The organism is Pseudomonas brassicacearum subsp. neoaurantiaca (genome assembly GCF_013608025.1).
Taxonomy (GTDB): domain Bacteria; phylum Pseudomonadota; class Gammaproteobacteria; order Pseudomonadales; family Pseudomonadaceae; genus Aquipseudomonas.
This window is the reverse complement of the sequence record NZ_VDLV01000003.1, coordinates 225,719-242,123: the sequence shown is the minus strand read 5'-3', so window position 1 is coordinate 242,123 and position 16,405 is coordinate 225,719. Positions and strand designations below refer to the sequence as shown.

Below are 16,405 nucleotides of genomic sequence, written 5' to 3'. Positions count from 1 at the left end.
CAGCGGATTAAATGGATAGGTCGAGGCGGAAGTAGATCGGCGCTTCGCGCTCGGTCAGGGCATCCGGGCGTTCCAGGGAATGGGCGAAGGTCATGCTGGCGCTCAGGTGTTGACCGCGGGCAAACAACTCCAGGGAATTGCTCGACATGCGCCCATGCTGGTCGCCGTTGTAGCGATCGCCCCGGATCACGCCCTGGTCGTAACCCAGGCTGGTGCCGTACTCGGCGAACACCGGACGCAGCCATTCCAGGGTCACCGGACGGCTCCAGCGCAGGTCGTTGCGCCAGTAGCCACCACTGTCCCCCGCCAAGGATTGATCCTTGTAGCCACGAATCGATGATTCCCCGCCCAGGCTCATGCGCTGGGGGCTGAACAGCACGTCCTCGCTGCGCTGGCCGGTCATCAGGCTGCTGAAGCTGAAGGACTCGCCCCACACTTGAAACGGTTGCAGGTAGCTCACGGTGGCGGTGTATTTGCGGTAACGGGAGTTGGCCTGACCAGGGCTTGGGTCGTCGTCACCTTGGGCATCGAAGGCGCCGATGCCTTGCTGCATGCCCAAATCCAGGTTGACGAAAGCGTTGCCGACCCGACGACCGTGGTTGATGCCGAACTGGCCTTCGCTGAGGCGATTGCTGCTGACATCGAGTTTGCTGTCTTCGATGTAGCTGTTGGTACGCAGGTAGGCCAGGCCAGTGTTGAGAGAGGTTTTGCTCACCGCGTCGCGGTGGATCACCCGTTCGACACGCAACTGATGGTTCTGGCTGTCGCCGGTCTGCTTGAAATTGAAACCGTTGGCCGGGATCTGTGAGCGGTATTCGCTCTGGCTGTAGGTGTAGCTGACGTTCCACCAGCCCCAAGGCAAGTTGTAATAGAGCATGGCGTTGTTCGAGGTGTGCTGGTGGTCGGTCATCGCGTCGTGGCCGCCACGCAACATCAACTGATCGGCTAATCCCAGCGGACTGTCCCACTCGAAACGAGTGCCCCACTGTTGTTCGCCGGTGCTGCGCTGGCCGTCGTTGCTGCGGGACAGGCCGGCGCGCCAAGGCTTTTGTGGATCGTTGGTGACGCGTACTTCACTGCCTCCAACGTTCTGGCCAGGGGTCAGCTCCATTTTGGCCTGGTTCGAAGGGAGGCGATTGAGCTGGTCCACCAGTTGCTCGATTTCCCGCAGGTTGACCAGGTCGCCGGTCTTGCCGGGAAACGCCATCGCCAATTCCCGCTCGGACAACCCGCTGTTCTCGGCCCCCTTCAGGCCTTCCAGTCGTCCCTCCACCACCAACACACTCAGATGCCCGGTGGACAAATCCTGCTGCGGCAAATAGGCACGACTGGTGACCAGACCTTTCTCGATGTAGTGGTCGGTAATGACTTTGAGCAACTCGTTGAGCTGCGGCACGCCCAGGCAGTGGCCGATGTAGGGCTTGAGCAAACGCTCCTGATCGCTGGCGGACAAACTGTCGGCGCCTTTGAGTTCGACGGTCTTGATGGGAAAGCAACGGGTATCGGCAGGGACTGTCTGTTGGGTTGGCTTCGCCTCCTTGCCCGGCAGGTCCTTGAGTTCTTCCAGACGCCGGCGCTGCTCTTCGAGCAAGCGATTCTGGCGTTCGCGGATCAGGTCGGTGTCACCGGGAGTCGGCGCGGCATGAGCCAGGGAAAGCGGAGAAAGGCACAGCAAAGCCACGCACAACCTCGCCCAAGGGGCGGGTGAGAACATGTTCGATCCCTCGAAAAAAACGATATCAAAATAGTGGCGCAATATTAATGAGCCATCATTTTGGCGTCAACTAACCGCCCACCTTCAAAGCCACCAGACGTAGCCGCTCATCGGAAATCAGTGGGTCAACAGTCCCTCGCCTGAGACCGGAAACCCCGTCGTTTAAATGAACTTTCCCTTCGAAGCCAGCCTCCACCCTTTACCCGCCCAACAAAGGAATACGAGGCCCGAGCCATGAAAACCCTCCTCAAACTCACCCTCGCCGCCACCGTCGCCTGCGCCCTGCCCGCCTGGGCCACCTGCACGCCTGAAGAAGCCACCCTCAAGCGCGAGCAACTGGCGGATAAAGTGGCCAAGCTCACCGAGCAGGATCCGTCCAAGGCCAAGGAAATGAATGACGAATTGCAAGCCATGGATCTGGGGACTTCCAGCAAGGATCTGCCGGACAAGTGCCAATTGATCGACAAGCGCCTGCAGGAGTTGGAAGAGGCGCAGAAGAAGGCGGAGTGATCAGTCGGGCACGACCCGCTTTTGTGGCGAGGGAGCTTGCTCCCGCTGGGGTGCGCAGCAGCCCTGAAGCCAGCGGCTCGGTGTGCCAGGAGCTACGGGATGCTTTTTTGGGGCTGCTGCGCAGCCCAGCGGGAGCAAGCTCCCTCGCCACGGGATTGGGAATTCGCCCAATAAAAAACCGGACCCAAGGTCCGGTTTTTTCATGAAGCGTTAACGCCAACTCACTCAGCCGCCGGCGCCTCTGGCTTGCGGCGCTTGAGTGGGGCCATGCCGTCCTTGCTGACCAGCGACGGAGCGTCGGTCTTCGGGCGGTTGGCGGTCTTGCGCTTGGTCGGGGCCTTGGCGCCGGTTTTCTTCTTGTCGCCCTTGGCGTCGACCTTTTTCTTCTTCACGCCAACGGCCTTGCCCGACGCCTTGACCTTTTTCGGTCCGCCGTAGGTGCCTTTGACTTCCTTGATGGTGCGGCGCTCGAAGCTCTGCTTGAGGTAGCGCTCGATGCTCGACATCAGGTTCCAGTCGCCGTGGCAGATCAGCGAGATCGCCAGGCCGTCGTTGCCGGCACGACCGGTACGACCGATGCGGTGCACATATTCATCGCCGCTGCGGGGCATGTCGAAGTTGATGACCATGTCCAGGCCATCCACGTCCAGGCCACGGGCAGCGACGTCGGTGGCGACGAGGATTTTCACGCCGCCCTGCTTCAGGCGGTCGATGGCCAGCTTGCGGTCCTTCTGGTCTTTCTCGCCGTGCAGCACGAACGCCTTGTATTCCTGGGCAACGAGACGGCCGTAGATGCGGTCGGCCATGGCCCGGGTGTTGGTGAAGACGATGGCTTTTTCGTAGGTCTCGTTGGCCAGCAACCAGTTGACGATCTGCTCTTTGTGCTGGTTATGGTCAGCAGTGATGATCTGCTGGCGAGTGGTGGAATTCAGTTGGCTGACCGCGTTGAGCTGCAGGTGCTCAGGGTTGTTCAGCACCTTGGCGATCATCTCGCGCAGGCCCGAACCGCCGGTGGTGGCGGAAAACAGCATGGTCTGCTGACGGTTGACGCACTCATCCACCAAACGCTGCACGTCTTCGGCAAAGCCCATGTCCAGCATGCGGTCGGCTTCGTCGAGCACCAGCACTTCGACTTCCTTGAGGTCGAGGTTGCCGGCATTCAGTTGCTCGATCATCCGTCCCGGTGTACCGATCAGAATGTCCGGCACCTTGCGCAGCATGGCGGCCTGGACCTTGAAGTCTTCACCGCCGGTGATCAGGCCGGACTTGATGAAGGTGAATTGCGAGAAGCGCTCCACTTCCTTCAAGGTCTGCTGGGCCAGTTCACGGGTCGGCAGCAGGATCAGGGTCTTGATGCTGACGCGGACCTTGGCCGGGCCGATCAGGCGATTGAGGATCGGCAGCACGAACGCGGCGGTCTTGCCGCTGCCGGTTTGCGCCGTCACCCGCAGGTCACGCCCTTGGAGCGCGAGCGGAATAGCCGCTGCCTGCACCGGCGTTGGCTCGACAAATTTAAGCTCGGCCACGGCTTTGAGCAGGCGTTCGTGCAGGGCGAATTGGGAAAACACGGGTGCTACCTCGAAGAAATGCAAAAAAACAGCTGCATAGGGTAACGGTTTCGAGCGCGAAGGCCGAGTTTCTTTATGCAAACGGCCGCAAATCAGCGTGTTTTGACGACTGGATTCACGATCAACGGTCACTTCGCGCCGCTTAAATGCTCTAATTCGCCCCATCGCGCTCACAGAAGAACCGCCTCGCCCATGGATATCAAACAACTCTGGCTCAACCTCCAGGATTTCTGGGGCGCCCTGGATCAACATCCACTGCTGCATTCGAGCCTTGCGCTGATGTTGCTGCTGGCGATCGCATTGGTGCTCGGGCGCGTGGCGCGTTACCTGATCCTGCACGGCGCCAAGCTGATCGGCCGGCAACCGGCCCTGCATTGGATCAATGACCTGCGCCAGAACAAGGTCTTTCATCGGCTGGCGCAGACGACACCGTCGCTGATCATTCAGTTCGGCTTGCACCTGGTGCCGGGCTTGAGCAAGACCAGCACGATTTTCCTCGGCAATGTCGCGCTGTCCTTCACCATCCTGTTCATGTTGCTCGCCATCAGTGCGCTGCTCAGTGCCCTGCTGGACGTCTACGCCCGCACCGAACACGCGCGCACCCGCTCGATCAAGGGCTATGTGCAACTGACGAAAATGGTGCTGTATGTGTTCGGCGCGATCATCATCGTCGCCACGCTGATTGATCGTTCGCCGTTGCTGCTGCTGTCAGGCCTGGGCGCGATGTCGGCGGTGATCCTGTTGGTCTACAAGGACACGCTGTTGTCGTTTGTTGCCAGCGTGCAGTTGACCAGCAACGACATGCTGCGGGTCGGCGACTGGATCGAGATGCCGCAGGTGGGCGCCGACGGCGATGTGGTGGACATCACGCTGCACACGGTCAAAGTGCAGAACTACGTGTGAACTCCGGTGATTTGACGTTACCCCGGAGCTGAGCTTCAATGGACAGACACCTCTTCTGTAAGAGCCTGCCATGCCAGCCCAGAGCCCCCAGAAACCACAAACGCCTCCCCGCTACCGCAAGATAGCCCTCAAGAACGTCAGGCTATGGGAGCCCTGTAGGCCCGAAGAGGCCTTTGACTGGATGGCTGCTTACGATGCTGATGATGGCCAGCCCGAACCCTATCCCACCAGGCCAATCCGGCTCTCCGACGAGTACGCCCCCCATCTATATGTAATCCTGCGCCCTGATGGCGCGTTGTGGCAGGAAGGGAGCCTCTATCTATTCGAGGCAATTACAGAACAGGGCATGAGCGAATCCTCGGCAGCGAACGCTGCGGGTGACCTTGCTGACTTCATGAACAAAATGGATGACAGCGGCTTAGACTTTCTAAACTTTGACGGCCCCCAATCCCTTCGCCCCACGTACCGATATAGGGCGACACTCAAAAGCGAAATCATGAGCGGTGCCCGCAGCAAAGGGTATTGCAACCGTAAGATTTACAGTGTCCAAGGACTGTATCGCTGGCTTACCACCACCCGAAACTTCAAGCCGAAGCAGGTGATGTGGGTAAGTACGACTCGGCAGATTCCATACACTGACAGGCATGGCAACACCCACATAAAGGAAGTCATCTCAACTGACTTGACCTTCAAAAAAAGCAAGTCCATACCGGTAGGAAAATACATTGTTGACGGTGGAAAACTCTGCCCAATATCTCGCGAAAACCAGGATCGCGTTATGCGGGCACTGTTTGAATTGGGAAACCCAGAAATGCTGCTAGTGCACATTATTGGGCTGACAACCGGAATGCGGGTTCAGACCAACCTTACACTACGACACGACTCTATCACGCAAGGGGTGGGGGATGAAGATGATCCCGAAAAATATGCCTTGTACGGAATCTACGTAGCCTTCGAAGATAGCCCGGTGGAGGCAAAGAACAGTAAAGAGCAAGTGGTCATGATGCCCGCATGGGTTCACCATATGCTGCACGTTTATATCAATTCCGACAGACACAAACAACGCGAGGCCAAGTCCCCAATAACGGAAGACTCTCAGCAGTATATTTTCCTGACTCGCACAGGAAAACCTTATTACGTGGCTAAGGCAGACGAGCATTTATTCGATTTCAGCACCGAAAAAGGTTCAGCACTACGCCACTTCTGCAAGAAGGTCATAGAGGTAGTGAAGCGAGAAAATAAAAGCTTCAACTACCAGCTTCATGACCTAAGGGCCACTTTTGGCATGAACCTTATCGAAGATAATAGCGGCGACATGGAGAACGGAAAGATGAACCAACTCGAACTTTTAGACATTTTGAAAAATAGATTAAACCAAGAGGATATAAACGTGACTATGCGCTACCTCAAATACTACCAGGATCATCCGCGCCTGGCCCAAGCACAATCAGGCTTCGAAGTTCACCTCGAAAGCCTCGTCCGAACGGAAATGACGAAGAATGAACAGCGCCGAGCAAACCGTCCACCTCCTCAACCTGGAGTCACTGACGAATGACCAATACCAAACTGTCATCTCCACTTGCGCGATTGAGCGCCTTGTAATTCGCTGCACCAGTGACCGACAAATCAGTATCGGTTCACTCTGCTATGGCAGCCGCGACGCCAACAGCCGAAAGATCCCAAAACCGGTAGATGAGTCATCTCTCTGCCCTGAACGTGCACGCGCTGTTCGTGCATGGTGCGCAGAAACGGGCAACCGACACATCGGCAGTGGGTATACTTTTTATACCAACGCGACCGAATTTGTGAATTTCAGCGACTGGTGTGATGCCAATCACCACTGCGATTTCCTAGCCAACGCAGAAGCATACAAAACTGCCTTGGACGAGTTCTCTATTCACTTGCAATTACAAGTTCGGAGTCCTGAAGGTATCGGTACCTTCACTGCCAATCGCCTTCAGAGTCAGGCGATCAAAAGCGCCTACATTTTTTTCCCAGGCTCCCCTCTTAACTTCCTCACTGACCTGCCCATCATCTCTCACAGCAGCCTCAATAAGGAGACAACTGAAACACCCTCAATGGGGGAAATGACCGACCACCTCACTCCCTACCGCTATCTATTCGAAGGCTTAACAGACTTCGTGCTCAAAGGACGGGCGTTTCCATACCGTATTCCTTACATGGACACTGAAGCCACTCTCCTTCCAGCAGAGTACGCGATTACCACTCCGGCAGTTCATCACACAGCTAAAGTCGGAAATCATATTTTTTGGAATTACCGCGATGGCAGGGTCAATTCCTTAGAAGAGTGCAAGACCAGGTCATCACAGACTGAACGTCATCTAAACAGGCAGAGGCACGAAGCGTTACGCGAGCTGGAAGATGCAAACTTTAACCTTCGCCACCGGAAGCGGATTTGGCTAGCCGCGTTGGCCCAAGATGCATTTATTTCTCATTTTGTAGCCAATACTGGAATTAATGAAGCTCCATTACGCGAGCTGGTGTGGTCAAATGATTACACTGTAGAAAATAGTGAAAATGCTGGTTTCGTCGTTATCAAGCAGCGCGCTGGTGGCATGGAGCAGTATTTTGAAATCCAGAAGGTATTTCTGAAAGACTTCAAAAAGTTCCTGGAGCTGCGCGAGTACCTCACCAATGGTCTGCCTCACCCATACCTATTCATAAACATCACTAAGGACGCGGCCAAACCAACCCCTATTAAATCCTCATGCATACATTTCGCAAACGGTAAAATCAGGAGCTTTCTGGAACCAGAGTTTTCCGGCCTAGGATATCAGAAACTGCGTAAGTACAAGTCCGTTTACTTGCTCAGTACTGGCCATCCTGTAGAAGTAGTCTCGGCCCTTATGCAAACAAGCGGTAAAACTGTTCTCAGGCATTATGCTGGCGCAGAAGAAAAAAACGCAATCGACGAGATCTCCGAGGTTATGACACTCGCGCGCGAGATCTTCGAAAGCTACTACGCTCTGCCTACCCCAGCATCAGGGTGCGGGGGTGGGGAACCCAAGGAGACCGTAGAGCCCCCCACGGCCTACCAGCCAAACTGCCGAAACTTCGTGGGATGTATTTTTTGCAGCAAATTCCGTCTGCATGCTGACGAGAACTCTATCCGGAAGGTATTGAGTATGCGCTGGGTGACCTCGGAGTTCTTGAATGCCTGCACCGACGTACATCAGTTCCACACCGTTCACGGCAATGCGATTCTCCGCATCGATGCTGTAATGGCCGAACTTATCCAATTCCGACCGGAGGCCAGGGCCTTAATTGAACGAATCACACAGGAGATCACAGACAACTTTCAGCTTACCGACTACTGGGAGCGACTCTATAGCCGACTCATCCGAACCAAGGTGATCCAATGAGCAAAGCCACTAACGATACCCGACGCGATAGCCTGCGCCACGCAAAAGACCTGCACACCCGCATTTATTACGGCATGGATTTTCGCCGTCTTAGTGAGCAGACCGTGATTTCTAGCGATGAAGTTGGTATCACCCTTCTCGCTGACGATGAGTGGAAACTGGCTGATTTTGCTTTCCACGTGGGCGACAACCCTTATTTCAGCTTCTTGCCGTTCTATACCCCCAACCCGCACTCCCTGTCCAATACATTGTTGTGTAAAAAAATATTCATTACCAAGATGTTTGCCACGAACAATAAAACGGGGCTCCCCCTTCGCCTCTCTACGATGCACAAGATGAGACAATTACTGCAGAAAGTTTGCAATTATTGCGCAGGAGCAAACATTGCTGCTGAAACCGTCTTTTCATCATTCGCAACATTCAAGGACTTCCAGCAGTCCATCCCCCAGACCTTGAATCGAGATCTTGTAGCTTTGGTCAGAACGCTAAATCAGCTTGATAGCAGTCAGAGGGGCCTGATGCTGGATGGGAAGATATTTCCCTACATGCAAAAAATCGCGCGATCTTCCCGTAACGAGGGGCAGCAGACCCCAATCATTCCGAGTCGAATCCTGCTGGAAAAGTACAATCAATACTCTAACTGCCTGGACGACTATATCCAGAATCACTACAAGATCGATATTTTCTTACGGCGATCAGTAGAAAACCCCTATTTCGCCAAAAACGAAAACACTCACTACAGAGAGCTAAGTCGCCCTGGCACCCAAGCTCAAAAAGTCTCGCACATGCAGAGTCCGATTACTTTCGAGCAGGCTGTCGCAGATTTGAACTTGACGGACTTATGCCAGAGATACAACTTGGTCAGCGCTCCTTCGCTTCTGAGTTTCCTTTCGCTAGCCGCACATTGCGCAAAAAACCTCATTCACCTCTTCACCTTGATGCGCGATCATGAAGTGACGGGGCTGTGCAAAGGTTGCTTGGAACCGGTGGAGGGGTGGAACAAAAAAGCTCTGTACGTGATCGGCATCAGTACCAAGCTGCACAGCAAACCCAAGCCAACAAAGTGGATCACAACAGATGCCATTTTGAAGCCCATCGAAGTACTCACCAAGGTCAATTCCATTCTTTCCCCCTTCTCCCCCCACAAGGATTCACTCTTTTTAAGCACCTCAGTACACCCTGTCAGCAATGGTAGAAAAGACGCCAAAGCCGGGCACTTCAAGAAGCGGAACCTTGAATTCCGCCTGGATCCTATCCTCATAACAAATGAAGATATCCTGGAGTTGGAGACGATCGACCCACTAAGAGACTGGCGGAGCGACAAAAAATACCAGATTGGAAAGCCTTGGCTCGCTTCCAGTCATCAGTTCCGCCGGTCAATGGCGGTATTTGCGGCTCAAAGCGGATTGATCACATTGCCCTCGCTGAAGCGACTCTTGACGCACCTCACCAGGGTCATGTCTCAGTACTACACGAAAGGTTGCTCAGCGAAAAACTACTACTTTGCGCTCATTAATCCCGAACTCGCCCAGGAGCTCAGGAAGGCCAAGCAAGAAGCCGATGGGGCTATGTTCATTCGGGATGTCTACAAGTCCTCGGAACGCCTCTATGGCGCTCGGGGGCGGCAACTTATGAAGGAACGTAACGATTCTGTCTGGCTGAGTGAGACTGAGGAAGAAATGCAGCGCATGGCAAGGCTGGGGCTCAGGTCACACAAGGAAAGCCCGCTCGGAATTTGTACGTCTGCAGAACCTTGTGACAAGCGTGCTCACGGCAATTACGAGACATGTCCAGGGTGCTCAGCGTTATTAGCCAAGGAATCGGTCATGCAGGAAACCATCAACATCATGAGGTTCGACCTTGAGCAGCTTGATCCCGAAAGCATAGAGTACCGAGCAGAGCAGCAAAACCTGATCGATTTCATGGAGATACGAGACCGGATCATAGCGAAGGGGTAGAGCTGCATTATCGACCCATGCCATGTCATCTGGGATATGAGCGGCATCAGGTGCGACCCGCCTGCACGCGCGGATCCCCTAATGCCCTCAGCCAAGCTGTACCAAGGATCGACCATGGTCAGCTACCATCACCACCACAGCCAACACTGGATTTCAAAGGAGTCACCGATGCCGGACAGCCCTGAAGAATCGAGTACCCTGAAGCCTTATTACGCTGCCCTAAATCGCCTGGTGGCAGGCAAGAGCGAAGTGGTTCCACCCGGTACGAAGATCACACTCAACGCGGTGGCCATGGAGGCAGGTAAGAGCGCGGGCAGCATCAAGAAACAGCGCTCCGTTTATGCAGCGTTGATTCGCGAGATCAAGCAGCGCGCCAAGGAGCAGGAGGAGCAAAGTCTTCCTGGTGCGTTGAAGATACGTGAGGCCAAGGCCAAGACAGCAAAAGCCAAAGCTGAAGCAGAATCTTTTGAGGACAAGTACAAAGCGGCGCTGGGCCGGGAGCTTATGCTACTGCGTGCCTGGGAAAAATCGGAGCGCCGTCTGCGCCAGCTTGACAATGTAGTCCCCATTCATCCGCCGAACCGACCTTGAGCCATACGTGGTGAGGGTAAGGGCAGGCCGCAGCAGCCTACCTTGCTCCATCATCGTCGACGACCTCTCATACACCCCCGAGCCACGGAGCAACCCACCTGCAGCTGGCTCGCCGGTTCGTCGGCTACCAACGCCCACTCACTCAACACATAGTGATGCTTAAAATGAGCCGATCAAAGCGAAATCTGGGTTTTCTGTCTTTCTTTAGGGCTCTGGGCTATGGTGCAAGATGACCTACATCCATGAGTTGCAAAGGGATTGACCATGCGTTTGAGTAAGGTACGAGTCCAGAATTATCGAAGCATTATCGATACCGGCGAATTTGAGATCGAACGGTTGAAAACGATATTGGTTGGCCCAAACGAAGCAGGAAAAACTGCGATCCTACAAGCGGTTCAACAAATCAATCCGCCAGAGGGTGTTAAGGGCTTCAACCCACTTCGCGACTATCCGAGGGCAAACTACACGCAGATCAGTAGAGGCGAACTGAAGCCTGCAGATATTGAAGTGGTATCAGCAACATTTGCGTTAGATAAGTCAGAAATGGAGCTCGCGCCTGAAAAAATAAAAAAGCTTAAACTAAGCTACATTTTCACTCGACATTTGGATAATAGCTGGCGCCATCATTTAGCTGGAGTCGAAACGCCTTACTTTAAAGACATCAAGAATGATCTATTAAGGCTGGCCGCCCATCTCGATCGGGGGGTTGCGGAAGGGGCTTCCAAACCTCGCACTGATCACTTCAACAAACTAACTAGCAATTTCTCCCAATATAGATACTTATGGGCTGTGGCGGAAACCGTGAGGCCTTGGCTCGACGAGATGCTTCCCTACGTGGATGAGGACAACGCGAAAGAGGTTGCTCGATGGGAAAGCATCGTCACCGCCTTGGATGATGACGTTGAAATTAATAAATTTCGATTACACCTCAACAAAAACCGACCAGTTTTTGTCCTATACAGCAACTACTTCCGCGTTAAGCCTATCATTCACCTCGGGAATTTAGCTAAGCGTTTGGAAGCCAATAGCTTAGATGACGACGCTTATGACTATGGCAATATGTGCTTGCTTAAGCTGCTTGGATTTACGGCCCAGGAGCTTTCTGACCTTGGAAAAGCGTCTGACCCAAGCCACACCACGACTGACCTTGAAAATTACCGAGCAAAGCTGGATCAGAGGGGGTACGAGCTGAATGCTGCCAGCGTTGAACTGACCCAGCAGATCATTAAGGTCTGGAATCCCGATGATACGAAAGCTGAAGCCAGCAGGCTTAAGCTGAATGCAGATGGCCAGTACCTGAAGGTGGTGGTAGAAGACAATATCGGGGTGGAGGTGGAGCTTGATCAGCGTTCGGAGGGGTTCCAGTGGCTGGTCTCGTTCTTCATCGTTTTCTTTGCTGAAGCGAAAGGTAAGCACAAGAACACCGTCTTACTCTTAGACGAGCCAGGGGTAAGCCTTCACGCCCTGAAGCAGCGAGAATTCAGAAAAACCATTTCGATGCTTGCAGATGAAAACCAAACTATTTACTCGACCCACTCTCCATTCCTAGTTGGCCCGGATGAACTCGACTTGGTCAGAGTAATAGAGCTGACGGATAGAGCAGTCGGTACCAAGGTTCACACAACCGTATCCTCCAGCGATCCTGCGGCGCTGCTGCCCCTTCAAGAAGCGTTGGGTTATGACCTGGCTCAGAGTCTTTTTGCCAGTCAGCGGAACCTAATTCTGGAGGGACTAACTGATTACTGGTATGTCGAGGCAATTGCCAACTTGCTCAAGGAAGGAGGAAAAGCGGCGCTACACGAGAAAATTGCGCTAGTCCCAGCCAACACCGCGAGCAAGATCGTTTATTTTGCAACTATCCTAACTTCCCATAACCTCAAGGTTGCAGCGCTACTCGATTCGGATAATGCCGGAGACCAAGCTGCCCGCCAGGAAACTTTGGTACATCGCCTTGGCAACAAGCGAATCCTTCGCACGTCAGACTATGTAGTTCCCGCGATCAAGCACGCAGAGGTCGAGGACTTGTTACGAAACACATTGGCAAAAGTAGCTAAAACTGATCTCAATTGGGATATCGACACCGCACTTGCCAATGCCCCCGATATGCCTATAATCGAAATTCTTCTGAAAACAGTCGGTAAGGAGTTTTCGAAGTACAAGCTGGCAAAAGCCTTTCTCAGGTGGTCGCGCGACCACTCAGTCTCTGAACTGGCGGCACATGAGATCGTAGGCTGTTCGAATCTCATTAACGCAATCAACGCTGCTTTGAAGTGACCAATTTTATCGAGTGAAGAACCGACCATGCGCGCCCGACAACCGTGCGCCCTTGATCGGTACTTCATCGGCGGATGAATCCGATCTCAAGCCCCTCCCCTCTCTATCGCAACTCCAAAAACAGGGCCGCTCCTGGCCTCAAGTATCCAGATCCTCGCAACGTAAGCGTCCTGTGAACGCGACGTTAAGCGTCTTGTTAAGTCGCCTTCATGTAAAGGATTGGCGGTGGCAAGTCCAACGAAGCTGACGTGATCCTTGCCCCGGTCACTAACGCAGGTTTGCCTCTGAAACAATTGCTGGCGCTGCATTGTTTCTGCAGCAATCGTAACTGGGGGATAGCCATCGGATAGTTCCCTGACCTCTTTCATGCAGGCGACTCACTAAGGCTCGCGTGCGAGGATGAAGCACATAATCCAAGTCTGAAAGCGACAAGAAGCTCGCAGTAGGTTGGCATCTTCCTAACATTGAACTCACCTACACCATCGTTCAGTCATTGTTGATCAGCCATTGCGTTGCATCTTTCCATGCGCCAGTGGTGACCAACTCCTCCAATGTCTCCAAGAGAAGGCTTTCCCAGCTTAAGGCAAGACGATTGGTTCTGCGATCCTTCAGGGTCGTCAAAGACACCGTCGAGCGGATCCCAGGCCTATCGATTGAATGGCCAACTAGCAGGCCACGAGCGATGTCTTCTTGAACGGCTGCGTGAGCAAGGATCGAGTAACCCAACCCTTCGGAAACTAGACGCTTGGTTAAGCTAACGCTGTCGACTTCAAAGGCCACATTGAGGCGAAAACCATTCTGCGCTGCCACCTGATCAACCAAGCGCCGGTTACTGTGAGGTAATCCAGGAAGTATCAGCGGGAAATCTCCAAGCCCGGCCATCCGCACCGATCGGGGGGGCTCACCCGGAGGCCCGACAAGCACCATCTTTTCGCTGAACAGAGGCCTAACGTCGAAAGCCTCTAGCAGCGGCTGGTTGTAGACAACCGCGACTTGGATACGCCCATCCAGGAGCCACTCCTGGAGCGACGTACTCAATCCCTCCAGGGCATGGAAAGAAGCTTTAGGCCATTTTTCTCTGAACCTGCGGATCAGTTGTGGCCCCACGATCATTCCGATGGCTGGAGGGAGCCCAATGGCGAGGTGGCCACGCTCCTCGGCTGCGCTATTGCGCACATGGTCGCTGGTTTCTTCCATGTACCGAAGCATCATCTCGGCGCGCTCAAGCAGCCGTGAACCAGCTGCTGTCAACTGCACGCCTCGGCCATGTCGGACAAAAAGCTCAACCTGGAGTTGCTCCTCAAGCTTCGCAATCTGTCGGCTCAGAGCAGGCTGCGCGATGAATAGCTCACGGGCAGCGCGGCTAAACCCACCGCACTGTGCGACCTTTACGAACGAACGAAGCTCTCTGATATCCATGGTTAATCCTATGCCGGTGCAGCATGGCTTTGTATCAAAATAAGGTTTTTGTGCATAGCCTTAGATTTTTCTATGCTCCAAACAGATAGCTGAAAACTGCTGGCTGGCCATTTTCACTTTGCCTCAACACAAGAATAATTACGCCCGATCCGGGCTAGGAACTGCCATGAATCAGTTAAAAAAGCTCCACGTGCAGGTTCTCATCGCACTTGCCGCTGCCGTAATCCTGGGCTTCGCAGCACCTGAGTGGGCGGTTGCGATGAAGCCTCTTGGTCAAGCATTCATTGCGTTGCTGAAAATGATGCTGGCACCTATCGTTTTCGTCACCCTCGTCCATGGCCTTACGCACGTTCAAGACATGCGCAAGCTCGGTCGCCTCGGCCTCAAATCCCTCCTTTACTTCGAAGTGGTAAGCACCATCGCGATGCTTGTGGGCTTCGTCCTGGTCAATGTCATCGAACCTGGTGTTGGTATGCACGCTGGCGGCATGGCGGAGTCCAGCGATGCCATCAAGGCCACCTCGGCGGCTGGTAGCGTTTCGATGGTGAGCTACCTTCTGAGCCTTATCCCCCACACGCTCGTGGATGCGTTTGCAAAAGGCGACATCATTCAAGTACTGCTGATTTCCATGTTGGCGGGTATCGCAATTAACCGGGTCTGTTCCCCCGACTCCGTGGCCATCAAAGCGATCAACGAAGCACAAAACATTCTCTTCAAAATGCTCAGCTTCATCATGAAACTCGCCCCAATCGGTGCATTCGGCGCTATGGCTGCTGCCATTGGTAGCTACGGTGGAGACACACTGGTTTATCTGCTGAAGCTGATCGGGGTCTACTACGCCGCCTCTATCTTCTTCGTATGCGGTGTGTTGGGCACCATCAGCTGGGCGATCGGCCTGCCGTTCGGCAGCGTGCTTCGACTGATCCGTGACGAAATCCTGCTGGTATTCGGTACTGCGTCCGGAGAGGTTGCATTCCCCCGCCTGATTGAAAAACTGAAGCGCAGTGGCTGTGACGAAGTCGTGGTCGGTTTTGTGCTTCCTGCTGGCTACAGCTTCAACCTTGATGGCACCGCGATCTATATGGCCATCGCAATCGGATTCATCGCTCAGGCGACTGACACACCATTCTCCCTGCTCCAGCAACTCGGCTTGCTGGCCATCCTCAGCATCACCTCAAAGGGTGGTACGACCGTGGCGGGCGGCGCCTTCATCAAGCTCGCGGCAACCCTGCAGTCCGTTCAAACCCTTCCACTGAGTGGACTGGGCTTGCTGTTCGGTATTGACCGGATCATGGCTGTGGCCACGGCGCTGACCAACATTGTTGGCAACACCATTGCAGTCTTCGCTATCGCTCGCTGGGAAGGTGCGTTCAACCCTGAAGACTTCAAGCGAGAAACAGGCCGTACTCCGGGCCGCAGCCTCCTGAAGCCACCAGCGAATGCCGAAGCGCAGACGGAAGTCGATCAGTCTGCCCAGAAAAACCAGCCGCACACCCAGCGTACCTGACAGGAATCTCTACCCATGAACCGTCTGCCTCCAATCGACCCTAACAATTTGAGCGAAGCACAGCGCGAAGTTTATGACCGCATCGCTAACGGCCCGCGCAAAGGGGTACGAGGCCCACTGGCTATCTGGCTGCACCGCCCTGAACTCGCTGAATGCGCGCAGGCTCTGGGCCGCTATTGCCGCTACGACACGTGCCTCGAACCACGCCTTTCTGAGCTCGCAATCTTGCTCATGGGCCGCCACTGGCTCGCAGAATATGAATGGGCGGCTCATAAACCGTTCGCTCTGGAAGCGGGGCTTGCGCCTGAAATCATCGACGCCATTCGTGATGACGATGAACCAGCTTTTGCCCAAAAAGACGAGGCGCTCGTCTACAAATTCGTACGCGAACTGCACGCTCAACGTGGCATCAGCGACGACCTGTACAGCGAAATTGTCGCGCTGATGGGTACCGACGCTGCAGTCGATCTGGTGGGCATCGCCGGCTACTACACGCTGATCTCCATGACCATCAAGGTGTTCGAGGTTCCGCCACCTGCCGGTGCGATCCCTGAACTGCCGACCACCCTTAGCTGAGG

11 protein-coding genes and 1 pseudogene are annotated in these 16,405 nt (G+C 54.3%); 9 read left to right on the top strand and 3 right to left on the bottom strand.

Annotation, left to right across the window (positions count from 1 at the left end; translation table 11 throughout):
* Positions 1-7 precede the first annotated feature (7 nt).
* Complete coding sequence (locus FHK92_RS03065) at positions 8-1,714, bottom strand: ShlB/FhaC/HecB family hemolysin secretion/activation protein (RefSeq protein WP_181286763.1); 1,707 nt, start codon at positions 1,712-1,714, stop codon at positions 8-10.
* A gap of 234 nt (positions 1,715-1,948) precedes the next feature.
* Between FHK92_RS03065 and FHK92_RS03060 the strand changes: the two genes are divergently transcribed.
* Positions 1,949-2,224: a hypothetical protein gene (locus FHK92_RS03060; RefSeq protein ID WP_181286762.1), complete on the top strand. Its 276-nt coding sequence runs from the start codon at positions 1,949-1,951 to the stop codon at positions 2,222-2,224.
* A gap of 221 nt (positions 2,225-2,445) precedes the next feature.
* On the opposite strand, the gene FHK92_RS03055 is transcribed toward FHK92_RS03060, so the two are convergent.
* A complete protein-coding gene (locus tag FHK92_RS03055; RefSeq protein WP_060738709.1) occupies positions 2,446-3,792 on the bottom strand; it encodes a DEAD/DEAH box helicase in 1,347 nt (448 codons plus the stop codon).
* A 192-nt stretch (positions 3,793-3,984) separates the two neighbouring features.
* Between FHK92_RS03055 and FHK92_RS03050 the strand changes: the two are divergent.
* From FHK92_RS03050 to FHK92_RS03025, 6 genes and pseudogenes are all read left to right on the top strand, one after another.
* Positions 3,985-4,689: pseudogene (locus tag FHK92_RS03050) on the top strand (mechanosensitive ion channel domain-containing protein); the annotation flags it as partial.
* A 76-nt stretch (positions 4,690-4,765) separates the two neighbouring features.
* Positions 4,766-6,250 (top strand): site-specific integrase, encoded by a 1,485-nt coding sequence (locus FHK92_RS03045; protein WP_181286761.1) that lies wholly within the window; start codon positions 4,766-4,768, stop codon positions 6,248-6,250.
* Positions 6,195-8,078, top strand: a complete 1,884-nt coding sequence (locus tag FHK92_RS03040; protein ID WP_181286760.1) for a hypothetical protein — start codon at positions 6,195-6,197, stop codon at positions 8,076-8,078. The genes FHK92_RS03045 and FHK92_RS03040 overlap by 56 nt, the downstream gene beginning before the upstream one ends.
* Entirely contained in the window at positions 8,075-10,036 is a 1,962-nt protein-coding gene (locus tag FHK92_RS03035) for an integrase (protein ID WP_181286759.1), read from the top strand. Before FHK92_RS03040 ends, FHK92_RS03035 begins: the two co-directional genes overlap by 4 nt.
* A 114-nt stretch (positions 10,037-10,150) precedes the next feature.
* Entirely contained in the window at positions 10,151-10,627 is a 477-nt protein-coding gene (locus tag FHK92_RS03030; RefSeq protein ID WP_258232555.1) for a hypothetical protein, read from the top strand.
* 264 nt (positions 10,628-10,891) lie between these two features.
* Positions 10,892-12,901, top strand: coding sequence for an AAA family ATPase (locus tag FHK92_RS03025; RefSeq protein ID WP_181286758.1), 2,010 nt, complete (start codon positions 10,892-10,894; stop codon positions 12,899-12,901).
* 486 nt (positions 12,902-13,387) lie between these two features.
* Here FHK92_RS03025 and FHK92_RS03020 read toward each other — a convergent pair whose 3' ends face one another.
* A complete protein-coding gene (locus FHK92_RS03020) occupies positions 13,388-14,320 on the bottom strand; it encodes a LysR family transcriptional regulator (RefSeq protein ID WP_181286757.1) in 933 nt (310 codons plus the stop codon).
* A gap of 166 nt (positions 14,321-14,486) precedes the next feature.
* On the opposite strand from FHK92_RS03020, the gene FHK92_RS03015 reads away from it, so the two are divergent.
* Both FHK92_RS03015 and FHK92_RS03010 read left to right on the top strand, forming a co-directional pair.
* Positions 14,487-15,827 (top strand): cation:dicarboxylate symporter family transporter, encoded by a 1,341-nt coding sequence (locus FHK92_RS03015; protein ID WP_181286756.1) that lies wholly within the window; start codon positions 14,487-14,489, stop codon positions 15,825-15,827.
* A gap of 15 nt (positions 15,828-15,842) precedes the next feature.
* Positions 15,843-16,403: a carboxymuconolactone decarboxylase family protein gene (locus tag FHK92_RS03010; RefSeq protein ID WP_181286755.1), complete on the top strand. Its 561-nt coding sequence runs from the start codon at positions 15,843-15,845 to the stop codon at positions 16,401-16,403.
* Positions 16,404-16,405 lie beyond the last annotated feature (2 nt).

What these genes read in the sequence shown, in the direction of transcription:
- FHK92_RS03030 (WP_258232555.1), top strand. Translation starts at nt 10,151, where the DNA reads ATGGTCAGCTACCATCACCACCACAGCCAACACTGGATTTCAAAGGAG.
- FHK92_RS03040 (WP_181286760.1), top strand. Translation starts at nt 6,195, where the DNA reads ATGAACAGCGCCGAGCAAACCGTCCACCTCCTCAACCTGGAGTCACTG.
- FHK92_RS03060 (WP_181286762.1), top strand. Translation starts at nt 1,949, where the DNA reads ATGAAAACCCTCCTCAAACTCACCCTCGCCGCCACCGTCGCCTGCGCC.
- FHK92_RS03045 (WP_181286761.1), top strand. Translation starts at nt 4,766, where the DNA reads ATGCCAGCCCAGAGCCCCCAGAAACCACAAACGCCTCCCCGCTACCGC.
- FHK92_RS03015 (WP_181286756.1), top strand. Translation starts at nt 14,487, where the DNA reads ATGAATCAGTTAAAAAAGCTCCACGTGCAGGTTCTCATCGCACTTGCC.
- FHK92_RS03010 (WP_181286755.1), top strand. Translation starts at nt 15,843, where the DNA reads ATGAACCGTCTGCCTCCAATCGACCCTAACAATTTGAGCGAAGCACAG.
- FHK92_RS03025 (WP_181286758.1), top strand. Translation starts at nt 10,892, where the DNA reads ATGCGTTTGAGTAAGGTACGAGTCCAGAATTATCGAAGCATTATCGAT.
- FHK92_RS03020 (WP_181286757.1), bottom strand. Translation starts at nt 14,320, where the DNA reads ATGGATATCAGAGAGCTTCGTTCGTTCGTAAAGGTCGCACAGTGCGGT.
- FHK92_RS03065 (WP_181286763.1), bottom strand. Translation starts at nt 1,714, where the DNA reads ATGTTCTCACCCGCCCCTTGGGCGAGGTTGTGCGTGGCTTTGCTGTGC.
- FHK92_RS03035 (WP_181286759.1), top strand. Translation starts at nt 8,075, where the DNA reads ATGAGCAAAGCCACTAACGATACCCGACGCGATAGCCTGCGCCACGCA.